Here is a 15,668-nt window from a genome sequence, read left to right on the forward strand (position 1 = left end):
AGACCAGCAACATCGGCAACGCACAACAGGAGGAAGCATGACGCAGGAAAACCAGCAGGCTGAACCCGAGTCGGCCCCGGGCGGCTACGGCACCCCCACCGCCGAGCAGGAGGCTGCCGGCACCCAGGGCGGCCAGCAGTCCAGCGGCGGCGCCCAGCAGTCCGGCGGCGCTTCATCGGCCGGCGCGGACACCAACGAACCGCAGTCCGGGACGGGCCAGAACCCGGTCCCGCACGACATGGACCTCCCCTCCAGCGCGGCGGAGATCGACGAGTCGAATGACGATTCCCAGGGGTCGGCGCCTGTCTCCTCGGAGTCCGGGCAGGAAGCCACGGGCATTCCGGACGGCAGCGGAAATGACCTTCCGCAGGAGAAATCGCCGAACGACGACGACGAAAGCTTCGACGCCGGATAAGTCACCCTCGCACCTGGCCTCTGGCCCCCGTTCCACTGCCCGCTGCGGCAGGGGAAACGGGGGCCTTTGCCGTTCCCGCGGCTCCTCCTGCCGGCGCGTCCCGCGGTCCGCGCACTGGCATACATCCCGTCCGGCTGGGTACGGAACACGCGAAACCACATCAGCCGGCAGGCAGCAGAAGGCACCCCATCCTGCCCGCCGGCGTCAATTTCGACGCCAGGAGGTGGACCCGTGGGCAAGACTTCGGAGCAGTGGGCGCGGCAACCGGACCGGCCGGACAAAGCGGCGGTGGACGTCCTGGTGCCCACCTGCAACCGGCCGGCTGAGCTGGCCGTCACCCTCGCGGGACTGGCAGCGCAGCAGGAACCCGCGTTCGCCGTCGTAGTCAGCGACCAGTCAGCGGGGCAGCCCGCGTGGGACCATCCGGCGCCCGCTGCGATGGTGCGGGTGCTCGAGGCGCAGGGGCCCGTCACGCTGCTGCGCCACCTCCCACGGCGGGGACTAGCTGAACACCGGCAGTTCCTGCTGGACCAGTCCACCGCGGAGCAGTGCCTTTTCCTGGACGACGACGTTTGGCTGGAGCCCGGCGCCCTGGAACGGCTGAGCCAGGCCCTCGCCGAGCTGCAATGCGGGTTTGTGGGCATGGCCCCGCAGGGGCTGTCCTTCCTGGACGATCGCCGGCCTGAACAAACGGCGGCCTTCTCAGCCTGGGAGGGCCCGGTGGCGCCGGAGCGCATCCGCCCGGGCAGCCCGGAATTCGAGCGGTGGCCGCTGCACAACGCCGCGAACCTCAGCCATCTCAGTGCCGAGCTGGCCCTGCAGCCCGGCGACTGGGTGCCCTACCGAGTGGCGTGGCTGGGCGGCTGCGTCCTGTACCGCAGGGAGGCGTTGAACGACGCCGGCGGGTTCCGTTTCTGGACCAGCCTCCCGGCAGACCACGCCGGCGAGGACGTTGTGGCCCAGTGGCAAGTGATGGAACGGTACGGCGGGGCAGGCATCCTGCCCTCCGGCGCGGTCCACCTTGAAGCGCCCACCACGGTGACGGACCGGCGGGTGGAGGCGCACGACGTCGTCCTCAGGCAGGATTCCGCCGAGGCGCCCTAGTGGGGGCAGGGCCCCAGGCTCCGCTGCCGCCGGCTGCCCCGGACAGCGGGTACGCCACATACGCGAAGCGGTCTGAATCCGGCGACCAGCTGTTGACGTTCAGCGTGCCTTGGCCGCCGAACACCGGCCAGGTGTGGAGCGGTGTGGTCCAGTCAGTGGTGGAGACGAGGACGACGTCGACCGGCAGGTCTGCGGGGTGGCCTTGCGTTCCGGCGGGGAAGCGGATGTAGCCGTCCAGGCGGCCGTCGGGGGAGAGGTGCGGGAACCAGTCCACGGAAGCGCTGTGCACCAGCCGCTCGAACTGGCTTCCGTCGGGCCGGACGCGGGCCAGCTGGGCATGGCCGGGGACCGTGGTGAAGGACTCCGTATTGAGGTACAGCCAGTCGCCGTCGGGCGAGTACTCTGGCCCGTCGCAGTGCCCGGGCCCGACGTCGACCCTTGCGGCAGTACCGCCGTCGGACTTTATGGTCATCAGGCGGCCGGGCCGCGTGAAGTCGCCGCCCTCAATCCCGACATATGCGAGCTCCGTGCCGTCGGGACTGACGCCGTGCAGGAAATGGAAGGACCCGTCGTCGGCCGTGATCCTGGTTGCCCGTCCACCCGCCAAGGGGGCCCGGTAGATGTGTCCGTCCTCCCCGGACAGGAAGATGGTCTCGCCGTCCGGGGCCAGGACATGGTCGTTGTTGAGGGCCGGGAGGTCCGTCAGCACGATCCCGGCAAGGGACCCGTCAGCCAGGTCCAGCCTCGACAGGAGGCCGCCCCCGTTCAGGATCAATGCCCGGCCATCGAGCGTCCAGTTGGGTGCCTCCAGGAGCATATTCCCGGTGGCGTATGCCAGTTCGAGTCCGCCGCCGGCCGATGCGATCCAAACCTCGCACTGCTGGCCCGGCTGCAGGGCACGCATGGTGTGGATCAGTCCTTGCTGGTGAAGGCGGCGTCGAAGCTGGTTTGGGATGGGGGGAAGTCGTATTTTTTGAGTGCTGCCAGTGCTTCGGGGGCGCCGTGGAGGCGGTCCATGCCGGCGTCTTCCCATTCGATGCTGATGGGGCCGTTGTAGCCGATGGCGGCGAGGGCGCGGAAGGAGGCTTCCCAGGGGACGTCGCCGCGGCCTGCGGAGACGAAGTCCCAGCCGCGGCGGGGGTCGCCCCAGGGCAGGTGGGAGCCCAGGACGGTGTTGCGGCCGGTTTGGCGGATCTTGGTGTCCTTGCAGTCCACGTGGTAGATCCGGTCCTTGAAATCCCAGATGAAGGAGACGGGGTCAATGCCCTGCCACATCATGTGGGAGGGGTCCCAGTTCAGGCCGAACGCTTCGCGGTGGCCGATGGCTTCGAGGGTGCGGACGGTGGTCCAGTAGTCGTAGGCGATCTCACTTGGGTGGACTTCGTGGGCGAAGCGGACGCCGCATTCGTCAAAGACGTCCAGGATGGGGTTCCAGCGGTCGGCGAAGTCCTGGTAGCCGGCGTCGATGACTTTTTCCGGAACCGGCGGGAACATGGCGACGTACTGCCAGATGGAGGAGCCGGTGAAGCCGACCACGGTGTCCACGCCGAGGGCCTTGGCGAGCCGGGCGGTGTGTTTCATTTCCTCGGCGGCGCGCTGGCGGACGCCTTCGGGGTCGCCATCGCCCCAGACTTTGGACCCGACGATGGCCTGGTGCCGGAAGTCGATGGGGTCATCACAGACGGCCTGGCCCTTGAGGTGGTTGGAGATGGCCCAGACCTTGAGGTTGTACTTGTCCAGGATTGCGAGTTTGGACTCGACGTAGCCCGGTTCATCCCAGCGCCAGGCGTCCAGGTGGTCGCCGGAGACGGCGATTTCGAGGCCGTCGTAGCCCCAGCCGGAAGCAAGCTTCGCGACTTCTTCGAAGGGCAGGTCGGCCCACTGGCCGGTGAACAGGGTGAACGGGCGGGGCATTCGGGGCTCCTTGGCTTAAGGCTGGGCTGGCGGGCGCTGCCGGGGCAGGCGTTAGTGTCGGACGACGGTGAGGGTGCTTTTGTTGGCGGCGGATTCCTCCACGGCGGTCAGGATGTGCTGGACGTTCAGTCCTTCTTCGAACGACGGCGAGGGCTGGGTTCCGTCCTTGATGGCGGTGAGGAAGTCGCGGATTTGGTGGGTGAAGGTGTGTTCCCAGCCGATGATGTGGCCCTGCGGCCACCAGGCTTCCAGGTAGGGGTGGCCGGGTTCGTTGACCAGGATGCGCCGGAAGCCCTGTTCGCGGACCGGGGCGGTGGCGTCCAGGAAGCCGAGTTCGTTGAGGTTTTCCAGGTCGAACAGGAGGCTGCCCTTGTCGCCGTAGATCTCGATCTGGAGGCTGTTTTTCCGTCCGGTGGCCACCCGGGAGACTTCCACTGAGGCGATGGCCCCTGAGGTGAGGGACAGCGTGGCCCAGGCGGCGTCGTCGACCGTGACGTCCTCGGTGCCGTTCTCGCCGGGGCGCCGGTCCACGAAAGTGTTGAGCCGGCCGGACACCTCGGTGACCTGGTCACCGAGGAGGAACAGGACCTGGTCGATGGCGTGGGAGGCGATGTCGCCAAGGGCACCGGACCCGGCCGTTTCCTTCCGCAGCCGCCAGGTCATGGGTGCCTGGGCATCCGCGAGCCAGTCCTGCAGGTACGCGGCCCGGACGTGCCGGACGGTGCCCAGCCGGCCTTCGGCGATCAGTTCCTTCGCGAGGGCCAGGGCCGGGACGCGCCGGTAGTTGAACCCGATCATCGACTGCACCCCCTTGGCTCGGGCCTTGGCCGCTGCGGCGGTCATCAGTTCTGCCTCGGCCAGGGTGTTGGCCAGGGGTTTTTCCACCAGGACATGCTTGCCTGCCTCCAGGGCGGCGATGGCGATCTCCGCGTGCATCCAGCCCGGGGCACAGATATCCACGATGTCGATGTCATCCCGGGTGATCACCGTGCGCCAGTCCGTTGCCGATTCGGCCCAGCCATACCTTTCCGCGGCCTCCGCGACCGCGGTGGCGTCCCGGCCCACGAGGACTTTCTGCTCGAAGGCCGGGACGTCGAAGAAGCTGGCCACATTCCGCCACGCATTCGAGTGGGCCTTGCCCATGAAGGCATAACCAATCGCGGCCACGCCCAGCGGGCGCGAAGCCGGTCGGGAGGCCGGGGGTTCGGACGGGTGTGCGGCTGCGGTCATGATGCGTTCCTGCGTGCTTCCTGCTGGCTGGACTACGTGCTGGATTACTTGCTGGATCAGAGCGTGGCGGTTTCCGGCGCCCAGTCCTCGGGGAGGGCGGGGGCTACCGGGGCCGAACTTTCGACGTTCACGAACGTGCCGGAATCGACGGACTCCGAGATGGAGACCATGGTGTCCAGGACGTGGTACGCCAGTTCACCCGTGGCGCGGTGCGGGACGCCCGAGCGGATGGAGCGGGCCATGTCCAGGACACCCATGCCGCGGCCGTTGGCCGTCCCGGTGGCGGGAACCGTGGTCCAGTCCTCGTCGCCGGCACGCCAGAGCTTGATGTCGCCGGTGAAGTAGTTGGGGTCCGGCAACGAAATGGTCGCGTCGGTTCCGGTAATCTCCACGAAGCCCATCCGGGTCCGGGGGGATTCGAAGGAGAAGACGCTGTGCGAGGAGGCGCCGGATTCGAACTGCGCCATGGCGGAGACGTGGGTGGGCACCTCGACGGTGAACTCCTCGCCTGCCTTGGGCCCCGAACCGATCACGCGCACGTCCTTGGCCTTGGAACCGACGGCGGCCACCTTGCGGATGGAGCCGAAGGCCTGGACCAGGGTGGTCAGGTAGTAGGGGCCCATGTCGAACAGCGGGCCGGCGCCGTGCTGGAAGAGGAAAGCCGGGTTCGGATGCCACGACTCCGGGCCGGGGGTCTGGAACGTGGTCATTGCAGTCAGCGGCGTGCCGATGTCGCCGCGCTGGATCAGGCGCAGCGCCGTTTGGATACCGGCGCCGAGGAAGGTGTCCGGGGCGCAGCCCAGGCGGATGCCGGCGGCGTCGGCGGTCTTGAGCAGGCCCAGGCCGGATTCGCGGTCCAGGGAGAACGGCTTTTCGGTCCAGACGTGCTTGCCCGCGTTGACGGCTGCGGTGGCCACCTCCACGTGCGCTGCGGGGATGGTGAGGTTGACGATGATTTCGACGTCGGGGTGGTTCAGGGCCTTGTCCACGCCTCCCCACTCAGGAATGCCGTACTCCTTGGCACGGGCCTCGGCGGCGTCCTCGAAGAGGTCGGCGATGACGTGGACCTTGAGGTCAGGGAAGGCGGTGAGGTTGTCCAGGTACTGCTTGCTGATCACGCCGGCGCCGATGACGCCGACGCCCACGGGGCCGCTGCGGGCAGGCTTGCTGGCGGGGGTGCTCATGCGTTGGCTCCTTCGGCTGCGGTGTTGTTCTCCAGGAAGGCAAGGCTCTGGGCGATGCCCTCGAAGATGTCGCCGTCGTAGTCGTCAAACTCCACCACGCCTACCTCGAGGGACTGCGCGGCGGCGATGACGTCCATGACCGGGACCTTGCCCTGGCCCGCCGGCCGCTGGGCCTTGTTGTCCTTGTTGAGCGGGCCGTCCTTGATGTGGATGAACTTCACGCGGTCACCGAGCTTGGTGAGGATGTCGATCGGGTCCTGGCCGCCGACGGCCACCCAGTAGGTGTCCACTTCGAGGACCAGTTCCGGGTCCAGCAGGGACTCGAAGTACTCCAGGGCGGTGCGGCCCTCGATGGTGGACTCCAGTTCCCAGGCGTGGTTGTGGTAGCCGACCCGGATGCCGTACCCGGCGCCTTTCTTTGCCGCGGCGTTGAGCTTGGCTGCGGTGGCCTGGATGTCCTCGGCCGTCTGCCAGTGCTCGGCGGGCAGGAATGGATCGATGACCGTGGTGATGCCCAGTTCCTTCGCCGCGGCGAAGATTTCGTCCTGGTCCTGGCTCATCAGGGGCGCGTGGCCCGACGGTGCGGTGAGGCCGTTTTCCTTCAGGGCGGCGCCGAGTTCCTTGGCAGTGGCCACGAAGTTGTAGGGCTCAACCTGGGTGTAGCCGATTTCGGCAACCTTCCGGATAGTGCCAGGGAGGTCCTCCGCGATCGCGTTGCGCAGGGTGTACAGCTGAAGTGAGTAGGACATGGGTTTCCTTAGCGTCTGTAGTGAATCGAAGGGGACTGGGGTCAGCGGCCGGCGAGCGAGCCGCCGATGCCGCCGACGCTGAAGTATTTGTTCAGCGTGGCGAAGACGATGACGGGCGGGAGCATCATGACCACGGCCAGGGCCATGACGGATGTCCAGTCCGTGGCGTTCTGCTGGAAGAAGGACTGCACGCCCATGGGAAGGGTGAAGATTTCGTTGGAACGCAGGAACACGATGGCCACGAGGTAGTCGTTCCAGGCCAGGAGGAAGGCGAAGATCGCGGTGGAGAGTACGCCGGGCAGGGAGTTCCGCAGGACCACCTTGGTGAACGAGCCGAACACGGAGCACCCGTCGATCCAGGATGCTTCCTCAAGGCTGATGGGGATGGAGTCGAAGTAGGCGGCCATCATCCAGGTGGCCACGGTCATGGTGGAGCCCACGTAGATGATGGTCAGGCCCAGGAGGTTGTCCACCAGGCCCATGCCGGCGAACAGGATGAACAGCGGCACCACGGAAGTGATGATGGGCAGCGACTGCATGACGAACAGCAGCAGCGAGTACCCGGACACTGCCTTGCTGCGGCCGCGGGAGAGGACGTAGCCGGCAGGGGCGGCAACAGCCACGGAGACCACCACGGTGGACAAGGTGGTTATCAGGCTGTTCTTCAGCCAGGTGGCGGCCAGGGTCTTGGAGAAGACGTTGCCGAGGTTCTCGAACGTCAGGCCGGTGGCAGTGCTGTTGGGTCCGGGCGTGAAGGCCAGCAGCACGGTGACCATGATGGGCACCAGCACGATCCCCGTGATGATGAGGATTGCGGCGAAGCGCCACCAGCGGCCGCGCTGGCCCGCTTCGGAGAGGACCCTGCGCCGCTTGCCGGCGTCGATGCCGAGCGCGGGGCCGGATTCGGGATGGGCGTGGAGGACTGCGCTCATTATTCGACGCTCGACTTTCGGATCTGGCGGTACAGGATGACCGAGATGACCACCAGGGTCATGGTCATGAGGAAGGCGATGGCCACGCCGGGGCCGGTGGCGAAGTCCTGGAACACGGTCCGGTAGGCCAGGACCACCAAGGAAGTGGTGGCATTGACAGGGCCGCCGCCGGTGAGCAGGTAGATGGTGGGAAAGTCGTTGACGCAGAAGATGGTCATCAGGATCCAGCTGATGTACGTGGAGCGCGCGATCAACGGCAGGGTGATCTGGGTGAACTGCTGCCAGCGGCTGGCGCCATCCATGCTGGCGGCCTCATAAACGGTGGTGTCCACCGAAGCCAGGGCGGCCGAGATCATCATCATCATGAACGGGAAGCTGACCCAGACCTTGAACACCATCACGGTGATGGAGGCCAGGGTGGGATCGGCCAGGAAGAGCGGCGTGCCCATGCCCAGGTTCCGGAACAGCGACGGGATCAGGCTGTCCGGGGTGGCCACCAGCCAGTTCCAGGCCGTGGAAGACACCACGATGGGCACCACCCAGGGCAGGAGCAGCAGGACCTTGAACGTGCCGCCGGCCGGGATCTTGGTGCGCAGGAGCAGGGCCAGGCCCAGCCCCACCAGCCAGGACCCGAAGACGCCCACGATGGTGAACCACAGCGTGAACTGGGCAGCCTTCCAGAACGCCGGCGAGGTCAGGACGGTGGCGAAGTTCTGGCCGCCCACGAAGTTGCCGGTCTGGAGCAGGTCTCCGTCGTGCGTCGCCTGGATGGCGGCGTAGATCAGCGGGTAGCCGTGGATCAGGACGAGGAGGACCACGGAGGGGAGCAGGAGCCAGAAGAACGTCCTGGTGGCCTGCGCGGAGAGCTTGCTCTTGCGTTTTCCGGGGACGGCCCCGGACCCGCCGGGGGCAAGCCCGCGGCGGGCCCGGCTTAGGCCGGACTGGGTGGTGGTGCTGGACATGGGCGCTCGGTCCTACTTCTTCAGGACCGATTCGAGGCCGGACTGGAAGGTCTGCAGGGCAGTCTTGGCGTCGGCCTTGCCGGTGATGATGGTTTGGCTGAACTGGTTCAGTGCCTGCCCGCCGTCAAGGGCCGCGAGGTTGGCATTGAGCCTGCTGCCCTGGGCGGCGAAGGTCTTGGCAATGGGCTGCCAGTCCTTGACGATCTTGACGTTGTTGGGGTCGTTGGCGAACTCGGGGATCTCCGTGATCGATTTGAAGACCGGCAGCGCGGACATCAGCTTCTTCTGCCACAGCTGCTTCAGCTGGCCCAGGTAGTACACCAGGAACTCCTCCGAGGCTTCCTGCGACGGGGTGTTGGTGTACATCATGATGTTGTTTGGGAAGACGATGGTGGCCTTGTCCCCGTGCGGGCCCTTGATGGGGTCGGCCACCAGCAGGTCGCCCGAGGTGTCGCCCACGCGCTGCGGGACGTTCACCTGGAAGAGGCCGTAGCCGGCCTTGCCGTCCTTCCACTGGGCGGACATGTTGTCCGTGGTGTAACTGACCGCGGCCGGGTCGACGATGCCGTTGGACACCAGCTCCAGGACGAATTCCATTGCCTCGACGTTGCGGTCATTCATCAGGTCCAGCTCGCCGTCCTTGTTCCAGACGCCGCCGCCGTTGTTGACCATCATCATGATCATGGAGTGGTTGGCATAGTTGTTGCCTGCGCCTGCGCCGGTGGTGAAGCCGAACGCGCCCACTTTCTTCAGTGCCTTGCCTGCTTCCAGCAGGGACGGCCAGTCCGTGGGCAGGGCAACGTTGGCCTTCTCGAACAGGGACTTGCGGTACCAGAAGACGCGCATGTCCAGCTGCCATGGGACCGCCACGTAGCCCTTGTCCGACTTGAAGGGGTCCAGTACGCCGGGTAGGAAGTCATCGAACTGGCCGTTGGCCTTCAGCTTCTCGATCACCTTGTCCGCATAGGCGATCTGGCCCTGCTGCTCGAACTGGAAAGCCTGGAAGCCGCCGCCCGTGGACACAGCCGGGCCCGTCTTGGAGGCGATCGCGGAGGAGAAGGTCTGGTAGAAGTTGTTCCACTGGATGATCTGGTAGCTCGCCTTGGCGCCGTTGGCACCGGAGAAACCTTCCGCGATGCCCTTGGCGGCATCGTTGTAGGCCGGTGTGGCCCAGGGCATGTCCCAGAACTTCACGGTGCCGCCGGCCCCGCCCCCGCCGCCTCCCTGCGATGCCGAGCCGCCGCCGCAGGCGGCGAGCAGGGGTACGGAGGCTGCGGCAGCCGTCAGGCCCAGGAAGCCGCGCCGGGAAAAGGAGCGGCGCTGTTCGGGAGTTGCGTTCATGATGTGTCCTTTCGGGACCGTCTTGCGCTGTGCGCCGTTGGTGCGGTCCTGCTCATCGTTGAGAGTGGAGGTGGGACTGGACTGCTTGTTCGGTTGCGTATAGGTGGGCTAATTACGTGGCAGCGAGGGTTGCGTAGAGGTCGGTCAGCCGGGCAAACCCGGCCAGGTCGTCCGGGAGGGTGCCGGCGCTGAGATGGTTCTTCAGGCGCCGCCACGCCGCCCGGTGGGCGGATTCGTAGAGGGTGGGAAGCAAAAGTTGGCCGTGGGCCCCGGTGACCCTGACTTCGGCGGGCCACGCGGCGTCTGGATCCGGGACCTGGACATCCACGCCGCCGTCGGCCGTGTAGAGGTGGATGCCGACGCCGGCCGGGCGGGCTGCGGTGAGTACGCCCTGGGCGGTAAACGGTGCGCCGTTGGCCAGCCGGCCGGTGACGGTGTACCCGGTGGTGCCGCTGCGGAGGACGCTGACGCCGTGGAGCTGTCCGCTGACGGCGAGCACGGCGGCGAGGTGCCGGGCCAGGAGCCGCTGCACGTCCGTGCCCGGGGCTGCCGTGGCAACAGTGTCCAGCAGCGACGCCGTGCCCAGGGCGCTGCGTACAGCGTCGCGGGCGTCGGGGTCGCTGCTTTCGCCGATCAGCGCGGGGTTGGAGGCCCAGTGGAGATCGAGGACGACGGCGGCACCGGCCGCCCGGGCAGCGTCCGCCAACTGCGTGGTTTCCTCGGGGACGGGATCCACCACCAGGATGCCGCGCGACCCGGAGTCGACGGCGCGGGCGGCTTCCGTGGTCCAGCCTGCCTCGCCGGCGAGCACCGCAACGTCAGCCGCCCGGTCCTCCGTCGCGGGGCCGAAGGTCGCCGGCAGGGAGGCCACCGCAAGGGCCACCGCGCCTGCTTCTTCGGCCTGCGGCGTTGCTGCCACTGTGTACGCGCTCATGCGCTGGCTCCTGCCGTTTCCGTGGTGGCCGAGGAGATGGCCAGGGCGAACGTGAGGTCGTCGATCAGGGCCTGGGCCGAGGGGACCGGGCGCGTTCCGCGGGCCAGTTCAGCCAGTTCACGCCACTCGCCTTCGTAGCCGTTGTGGCCGTACGGGCCGAAGGTGCTGGTTTCGCTGCCCCGGGAGAAGGTGGCGACGGCGGAGCCGGCCTGGACGTAGGAGGGCGTGAAGTCGATGCGGAGTGCGGAGTCGTCGCCGATGGCCTCGAAGGTCCACTCGGGCTTCCAGGTGCTGTTCATGACGGCACGCAGTTCGATGACGCGGGTGGGGGTGCGGAGTGAGACGGCGTAGCCGGACGGCCGGACGTGCAGCGCCTGGAGTACCTCGATCTCGCCGAAGTCCGGCGTGAAGCGCCGCACCAGGGGCAGGTCGTGGATGGCCAGGCCCATGATGCCGCCCTGCATCATGGCCTTGATGACCTCGACGTCCGAGTAATCGGGTATGCCGGGGGCAGGGCGGGTAATGATCTCGGTGGCGAAGTCTTCGAAGCGGGCGTTCGGCGGGAGGACGATGGAGGAGCGGATGGTGTGTGCCTGCGCGGGAAGGTCGCCCCAGTTCTGTTCCGCCGCGAGCCAGCCGGGGTCGAACGTATGCATGGCCCCCACCACGATCGGCACCCCCGTCCCGGCGCTGACCTCGGCGATCCTGGCTGCCTCGTCGCTGTTCATCGCGAAGGGCTTCTCGCAGAGGACGGCTTTTTTGCCGGCCCGGCAGGCGGCAATGACCTGGTCCGCGTGGAACTGATGGGGGCTGCAGATCGCCACGATGTCCACGCCGGGGTCAGCCAGCAGGGCCTCCAGGCTGGTGCTGGATGCGGCCCGGACCCGGGCCGCCACCGAAGAGGCCACGTCGGGGTCCACGTCCATGATGTGCCGTACTTCCAGGATGTCCCGGAGCCGCGCCAGGGCCGGAAGGTGAATGGCCTGGGTGACGGGCCCGGCGCCGAGGATGCCGACGCCGAGGGGCCGGTCTGCTGGCGCTGCGATGTGGGACACGTTCAACTACCTCTTTGTAAGCGGACTCTGGAGTAGCGGAGGGATCAGTGCGGCGAATGGTTGCCATCGGAACCGCGGATGTGCCCTGAGTCACAACGTAGAACGACTTTTGACGCACGTCAAGCAAAAGTTGTTTGTTGCGCGTCATCCTTCTGCTGTGATGACAGCACTAAGTAACAGTGTTATGACTTAGACATGACTTCAGCGACGGGCAGGCAGGCCGGAAAAGACTCCGACGTCGGCAGCCTGTCGCGGGCAGGGGATCTTTTCCAGTTACTGCGTGACGGCAGGGCCCGCACCCGCGCCGAACTTGCCCTCAGTACGGGACTCGCCCGTTCCACGGTCGCCTCGCGGATCGACGCCCTCATGCTGTCCGGCCTGGTGGGCCCGGCAGGGGAGGCGCTCTCCAGCGGCGGCAGGCCGCCGTCGCGCTTTGCCTTCAACCCGTCCGCCCGCCTGGTCCTGGCCGTGGACGTGGGGGCCACGCACGTCATCGTCGCGGTCACCGACCTCGGCGGGAAAATCCTGGCCGAGAACCGGCTGGCGCAGCAGGTGGCAGAGGGACCGGAAGCCGTGCTGGACCAGGTGGTGGCGCAGGGCAAGGAGCTGCTGGCCTCCGCTGGCCGGAGCGTTGCGGAACTTGCCGGCATCGGCATCGGCCTGCCCGGGCCCGTGGAACACGACACCGGCAAGCCGGTCAAGCCGCCCATCATGCCCGGCTGGGACGGGTTCGACGTGGTCAGCTATGTACAGCGTTCCCTGCCCGTGCACGTGCTGGTGGACAACGATGTGAACATCATGGCCCTGGGGGAACAGTCCGCCCATTGGCCCGAGCACAACAACTTCTTCTTCGTGAAGGTGGCCACCGGGGTCGGCTCCGGCATCATCAGCAACGGCGAACTCCAGCGCGGCGCCAACGGCACGGCAGGCGATCTGGGCCACGTCCAGGTGGCGCGGGGAGCGGATATCCTGTGCGCCTGTGGAAACTACGGGTGCCTGGAAGCGCTGGCGTCCGGTCCCGCCGTCGTGCATTCCCTCCGGGACCAGGGGCTGGACGTGGCCAAGGGCGCCGACGTGCTCCGGCTCGCCGCCGACGGCAACCTGCAGGCCATCCAGGCGCTGCGCCAGGCCGGACGGGACATCGGCGAGGTGCTGGCCACCGTGGTCAACCTGCTCAACCCGTCCGTTATCGTGGTGGGCGGCAGCATGGGCGAGACGGGGGAGCACCTGGTGGCCGGCATCCGCGAGGTGGTGTACCGGCGCTCGCCGCCCCTGGCCACCTCGCACCTGCGCATCAATGTCTCCCGCGCCGGAAGCCAGGCCGCCGTGCTCGGGGCAAGCCAGCTGGTCACCCAGTACGTGCTCTCGCCCGCCGTCATCGAAGCCACCCTGGCGGGCGCCATCGCCGGGTGACGCCGGAGGATCCGCGGCGCCACCCGGCGATCAGCTTTACGCCTCCGCTTCGGGCTCCGGCGCCTCAGTCAAAAGCAGCGCGGTTCCGCCATAGGCGGGCAGCTCCAGGAAGAAGCTGTGCAGGTCATCCACCTGTCCCACGGTTTCGCCGCTGAACAGGTCCTGGACGTTGGCCCCGGACGGCAGCTCGTTGGACTGGATGCTGCCGGCGATGTCCTGCCCCGAGAAGTTCAGCGCGGTCACCTGCAGGGCCCCGTCCTTCAACCGGTTGACCAGCACCAGCGCGGCGCGGTTGGAGACCTCGGGCACGTCCAGCAGGGTGCCCGTGGCGATCCCGTTTTCTTCCCGGACAGCGAGGATCCGCTGGAGGCGGCGGGCAAAGGAGTCCTGGTCCTGCAGCTGGTCCGGCAGCGAGCCGTACAGGCTGCGGGCCCGCGGCATCCCGGCCGACGAGTTGGTGGCGTCCGGGCTGGTCCCCATGAGGTCGTGCGCGCCCCGGTTGATCCAGCGCGTATCGCCCTGGGACGTGAGTTCGCGGACGCTGCTGCGGTCCAGGGCCATGATGCCGGTCAGGTCCCAGCCGGACAGGGCAAAGACGCCGGGCTGGAGTGCGTTGTACATGGCCAGGAGCAGGTGGACGTCCCGGATCTGCGCCTCCTGTTCCGGAGTTACAGTGGCCGGGTCCTTGATTCCCAGGGCCGCCATGATGAAGCTGACCGTGGTGCAGGCAATGCCGTTGGTGGTGAACACGGCGTTGTACGGCGCATTCTCCCCGGTGAGCCGGTCCCGCAGGGTCTGCTGCACATTCTCGGCCAGCTGGGCGCCGGTGAGTTCCTCGCCGTTGAGCTCGAACATCTCGTCCCGGTGTCCGGCAGCGAAGTGCAGCAGCTCGTAGGTGAGTTCGTCATGGTTCTGCAGCGCGTGCACCAGCGAGGCCTGGTCCACCCCGATTTCCATGGACAGGCGGAGGGTCAGCCGCAGGAACTCGGTATCGGCCGTCACGAGGGAGTAGTGGTAGGCCGGCCGGGTGATGAAGTCGTAGGAAAGGTCCGGCCCGGCCTCCGAGGTTGCCTTGATGTCATCGATGGTCAGGTTCAGCTCCTGGAAGGAGAACCCGCCCACTTTGCGGATCATGGAGCCGATGAGCTGGTTGGCGGCCTCGGACAGCGGGTGCCCCTCGGACCAGCCGGGCTGCTCCTCGGCGCTCTTCTCGACGCCCAGGAAGCCGTTGGCGTCGAGGCGGAGCGCCCCTGTGCCCAGGTCCACCAGCGAGTGCAGGGCATCGCCCACCACCAGGCGCATGCCGGCGAACGTGGGGTCAAGCCAGTTGATGGAGGGCTGGCCGGCCTTGAAGTAGTGCAGGTAGACCCAGCGGCGGGTTTTGCCCGTGGTATCCACGATGGGCCGCGTGGCGCTCCAGTTCGTCTCCTTGACCCCCGGCTCGTAGAAGATGACCCGCTGCAGGCGGCCGATGATGTAGCCGGCCTTCTGCAGGGCCTGTTCGGAGTCGGGGCTGAGGTTGACCGAGTCCGCACCCTCCGGGACGTCCGGGAGCAGGTTCCAGTCCTCTTCCGGGATGTCCACCATGTGGTAGATCCCGGGGTAGTCCCGGAAGTTCATCTCGGCCAGGCGGAAGTCTGCGCCCTTGCCGGTGTGGCCGGGGACGATGTCATCGATCACCGTGCCCTCGTGCTCAGCCGCGACCTCGCACATGCTGCGGAACTCTTCTTCGGTGCCGAAGACCGGATCGATCGCCATACTGATGCGGTCAAAGTGGCCGTCAACGCTGGGCGTGTGGGACCAGCCGCTGATGCCGCCGGCGAGCTTCACCGGTCCGGTGTGGATCCCGCGGATACCGATTTCGCGGAAAGCCTTCCACATCTCGGGGTCGCCCAGGGCGGAGAGGAAGGACTGGCCGGTCCGGGTGATGAAGGACAGCGGGTAGGCGGTAAACCATACGGAGGCGCGTTCGACGGCGGCCCGCGGGTTGGGATGGGCATACGAGTTCTGCCACATGCTGGCCTGGCCGGACAGCTGCCGCGCCAGCGTATTCGCATCCCCGAGCATGGCCTGGTTGCGCAGCCACTCCACATACGCGGCGTTCCGCCCGTCGAATTCGAAGGACGGCCTGCTGCCCACGAACTGCCGCCGGCGCGCGATGGGCCGAAGTGCCTTGGGCCGGGCAGCGAAGAACTGCTCGTCGAAAGTAACCTCCAGGTCCGGTGACGGCTCCGCAGCGCCCTCTTCCACTTCCGCATTGCCCGCGGCGGCTGCATCCGCTTCTGAAGTACGCTCGCTGGTGCCCGGCTCCCGCATAAGCTCCTCTTTCCGTTGCTCGTTTCCGTGCTGGCATGGATGCTCCAAGACCCCTTGCCCAAGGTCAGGTACCCAAGCGAGCAGGGAGTATTCGGTGTTCCCCCTCCCGATGCTACTGC

14 protein-coding genes are annotated in these 15,668 nt (G+C 67.3%); 3 read left to right on the forward strand and 11 right to left on the reverse strand.

The features are described from left to right. Positions 1-37 precede the first annotated feature (37 nt). Positions 38-415: a hypothetical protein gene (locus NMQ03_RS00985; RefSeq protein ID WP_255173999.1), complete on the forward strand. Its 378-nt coding sequence runs from the start codon at positions 38-40 to the stop codon at positions 413-415. 231 nt (positions 416-646) lie between these two features. Further along, on the forward strand, positions 647-1,519 hold the full coding sequence (locus tag NMQ03_RS00990; protein ID WP_255174000.1) for a glycosyltransferase family 2 protein: 873 nt from the start codon (positions 647-649) through the stop codon (positions 1,517-1,519). Here NMQ03_RS00990 and NMQ03_RS00995 read toward each other — a convergent pair. The 10 genes from NMQ03_RS00995 to NMQ03_RS01040 form a co-directional block, all read right to left on the reverse strand. Continuing rightward, the gene (locus NMQ03_RS00995; protein ID WP_255174001.1) at positions 1,491-2,423 is read right to left on the reverse strand and encodes a biopolymer transporter Tol; all 933 of its coding nucleotides are present in this window, start codon (positions 2,421-2,423) and stop codon (positions 1,491-1,493) included. The two genes, NMQ03_RS00990 and NMQ03_RS00995, sit on opposite strands and share 29 nt — an antisense overlap. An 8-nt stretch (positions 2,424-2,431) precedes the next feature. After that, complete coding sequence (locus tag NMQ03_RS01000) at positions 2,432-3,433, reverse strand: sugar phosphate isomerase/epimerase (RefSeq protein ID WP_255174002.1); 1,002 nt, start codon at positions 3,431-3,433, stop codon at positions 2,432-2,434. Positions 3,434-3,484: 51 nt separating this feature from the next. Beyond that, positions 3,485-4,663 carry a Gfo/Idh/MocA family protein gene (locus tag NMQ03_RS01005; protein ID WP_255174003.1) on the reverse strand — a complete coding sequence of 393 codons (1,179 nt, stop codon included), beginning with the start codon at positions 4,661-4,663 and terminating at the stop codon, positions 3,485-3,487. Between the two features lie 56 nt (positions 4,664-4,719). Next, positions 4,720-5,847 (reverse strand): Gfo/Idh/MocA family protein, encoded by a 1,128-nt coding sequence (locus NMQ03_RS01010; protein ID WP_255174004.1) that lies wholly within the window; start codon positions 5,845-5,847, stop codon positions 4,720-4,722. Beyond that, positions 5,844-6,596, reverse strand: coding sequence for a sugar phosphate isomerase/epimerase (locus NMQ03_RS01015; protein WP_255174005.1), 753 nt, complete (start codon positions 6,594-6,596; stop codon positions 5,844-5,846). The genes NMQ03_RS01010 and NMQ03_RS01015 overlap by 4 nt, the downstream gene beginning before the upstream one ends. Before the next feature lie 41 nt (positions 6,597-6,637). Beyond that, on the reverse strand, positions 6,638-7,528 hold the full coding sequence (locus NMQ03_RS01020) for a carbohydrate ABC transporter permease (protein ID WP_255174006.1): 891 nt from the start codon (positions 7,526-7,528) through the stop codon (positions 6,638-6,640). Continuing rightward, positions 7,528-8,490 carry a carbohydrate ABC transporter permease gene (locus NMQ03_RS01025; RefSeq protein WP_255174007.1) on the reverse strand — a complete coding sequence of 321 codons (963 nt, stop codon included), beginning with the start codon at positions 8,488-8,490 and terminating at the stop codon, positions 7,528-7,530. Before NMQ03_RS01025 ends, NMQ03_RS01020 begins: the two co-directional genes overlap by 1 nt. A gap of 12 nt (positions 8,491-8,502) precedes the next feature. Continuing rightward, positions 8,503-9,831, reverse strand: a complete 1,329-nt coding sequence (locus tag NMQ03_RS01030) for an ABC transporter substrate-binding protein (RefSeq protein WP_159634565.1) — start codon at positions 9,829-9,831, stop codon at positions 8,503-8,505. 112 nt (positions 9,832-9,943) lie between these two features. After that, positions 9,944-10,765, reverse strand: coding sequence for a hypothetical protein (locus tag NMQ03_RS01035; RefSeq protein ID WP_255174008.1), 822 nt, complete (start codon positions 10,763-10,765; stop codon positions 9,944-9,946). Continuing rightward, positions 10,762-11,811 carry a Gfo/Idh/MocA family protein gene (locus NMQ03_RS01040; RefSeq protein ID WP_255175707.1) on the reverse strand — a complete coding sequence of 350 codons (1,050 nt, stop codon included), beginning with the start codon at positions 11,809-11,811 and terminating at the stop codon, positions 10,762-10,764. Before NMQ03_RS01040 ends, NMQ03_RS01035 begins: the two co-directional genes overlap by 4 nt. Positions 11,812-12,015: 204 nt before the next feature. Between NMQ03_RS01040 and NMQ03_RS01045 the strand changes: the two genes are divergently transcribed. Then, entirely contained in the window at positions 12,016-13,233 is a 1,218-nt protein-coding gene (locus NMQ03_RS01045) for an ROK family transcriptional regulator (RefSeq protein WP_255174009.1), read from the forward strand. Positions 13,234-13,269: 36 nt separating this feature from the next. On the opposite strand, the gene treS is transcribed toward NMQ03_RS01045, so the two are convergent. Further along, entirely contained in the window at positions 13,270-15,549 is a 2,280-nt protein-coding gene (gene treS / locus NMQ03_RS01050; RefSeq protein ID WP_255174010.1) for a maltose alpha-D-glucosyltransferase, read from the reverse strand. Positions 15,550-15,668 lie beyond the last annotated feature (119 nt).

Origin of the sequence: Arthrobacter sp. DNA4 (assembly GCF_024362385.1) — a bacterium.
Classification (GTDB): Bacteria; Actinomycetota; Actinomycetes; order Actinomycetales; family Micrococcaceae; genus Arthrobacter.

Coding starts and splice junctions, on each gene's coding strand:
- NMQ03_RS00985 (WP_255173999.1), top strand. CDS start 38: ATGACGCAGGAAAACCAGCAGGCTGAACCCGAGTCGGCCCCGGGCGGC.
- NMQ03_RS00995 (WP_255174001.1), bottom strand. CDS start 2,423: ATGCGTGCCCTGCAGCCGGGCCAGCAGTGCGAGGTTTGGATCGCATCG.
- NMQ03_RS01000 (WP_255174002.1), bottom strand. CDS start 3,433: ATGCCCCGCCCGTTCACCCTGTTCACCGGCCAGTGGGCCGACCTGCCC.
- NMQ03_RS01005 (WP_255174003.1), bottom strand. CDS start 4,663: ATGACCGCAGCCGCACACCCGTCCGAACCCCCGGCCTCCCGACCGGCT.
- NMQ03_RS01010 (WP_255174004.1), bottom strand. CDS start 5,847: ATGAGCACCCCCGCCAGCAAGCCTGCCCGCAGCGGCCCCGTGGGCGTC.
- NMQ03_RS01015 (WP_255174005.1), bottom strand. CDS start 6,596: ATGTCCTACTCACTTCAGCTGTACACCCTGCGCAACGCGATCGCGGAG.
- NMQ03_RS01020 (WP_255174006.1), bottom strand. CDS start 7,528: ATGAGCGCAGTCCTCCACGCCCATCCCGAATCCGGCCCCGCGCTCGGC.
- NMQ03_RS01025 (WP_255174007.1), bottom strand. CDS start 8,490: ATGTCCAGCACCACCACCCAGTCCGGCCTAAGCCGGGCCCGCCGCGGG.
- NMQ03_RS01030 (WP_159634565.1), bottom strand. CDS start 9,831: ATGAACGCAACTCCCGAACAGCGCCGCTCCTTTTCCCGGCGCGGCTTC.
- NMQ03_RS01035 (WP_255174008.1), bottom strand. CDS start 10,765: ATGAGCGCGTACACAGTGGCAGCAACGCCGCAGGCCGAAGAAGCAGGC.
- NMQ03_RS01045 (WP_255174009.1), top strand. CDS start 12,016: ATGACTTCAGCGACGGGCAGGCAGGCCGGAAAAGACTCCGACGTCGGC.
- treS (WP_255174010.1), bottom strand. CDS start 15,549: ATGCGGGAGCCGGGCACCAGCGAGCGTACTTCAGAAGCGGATGCAGCC.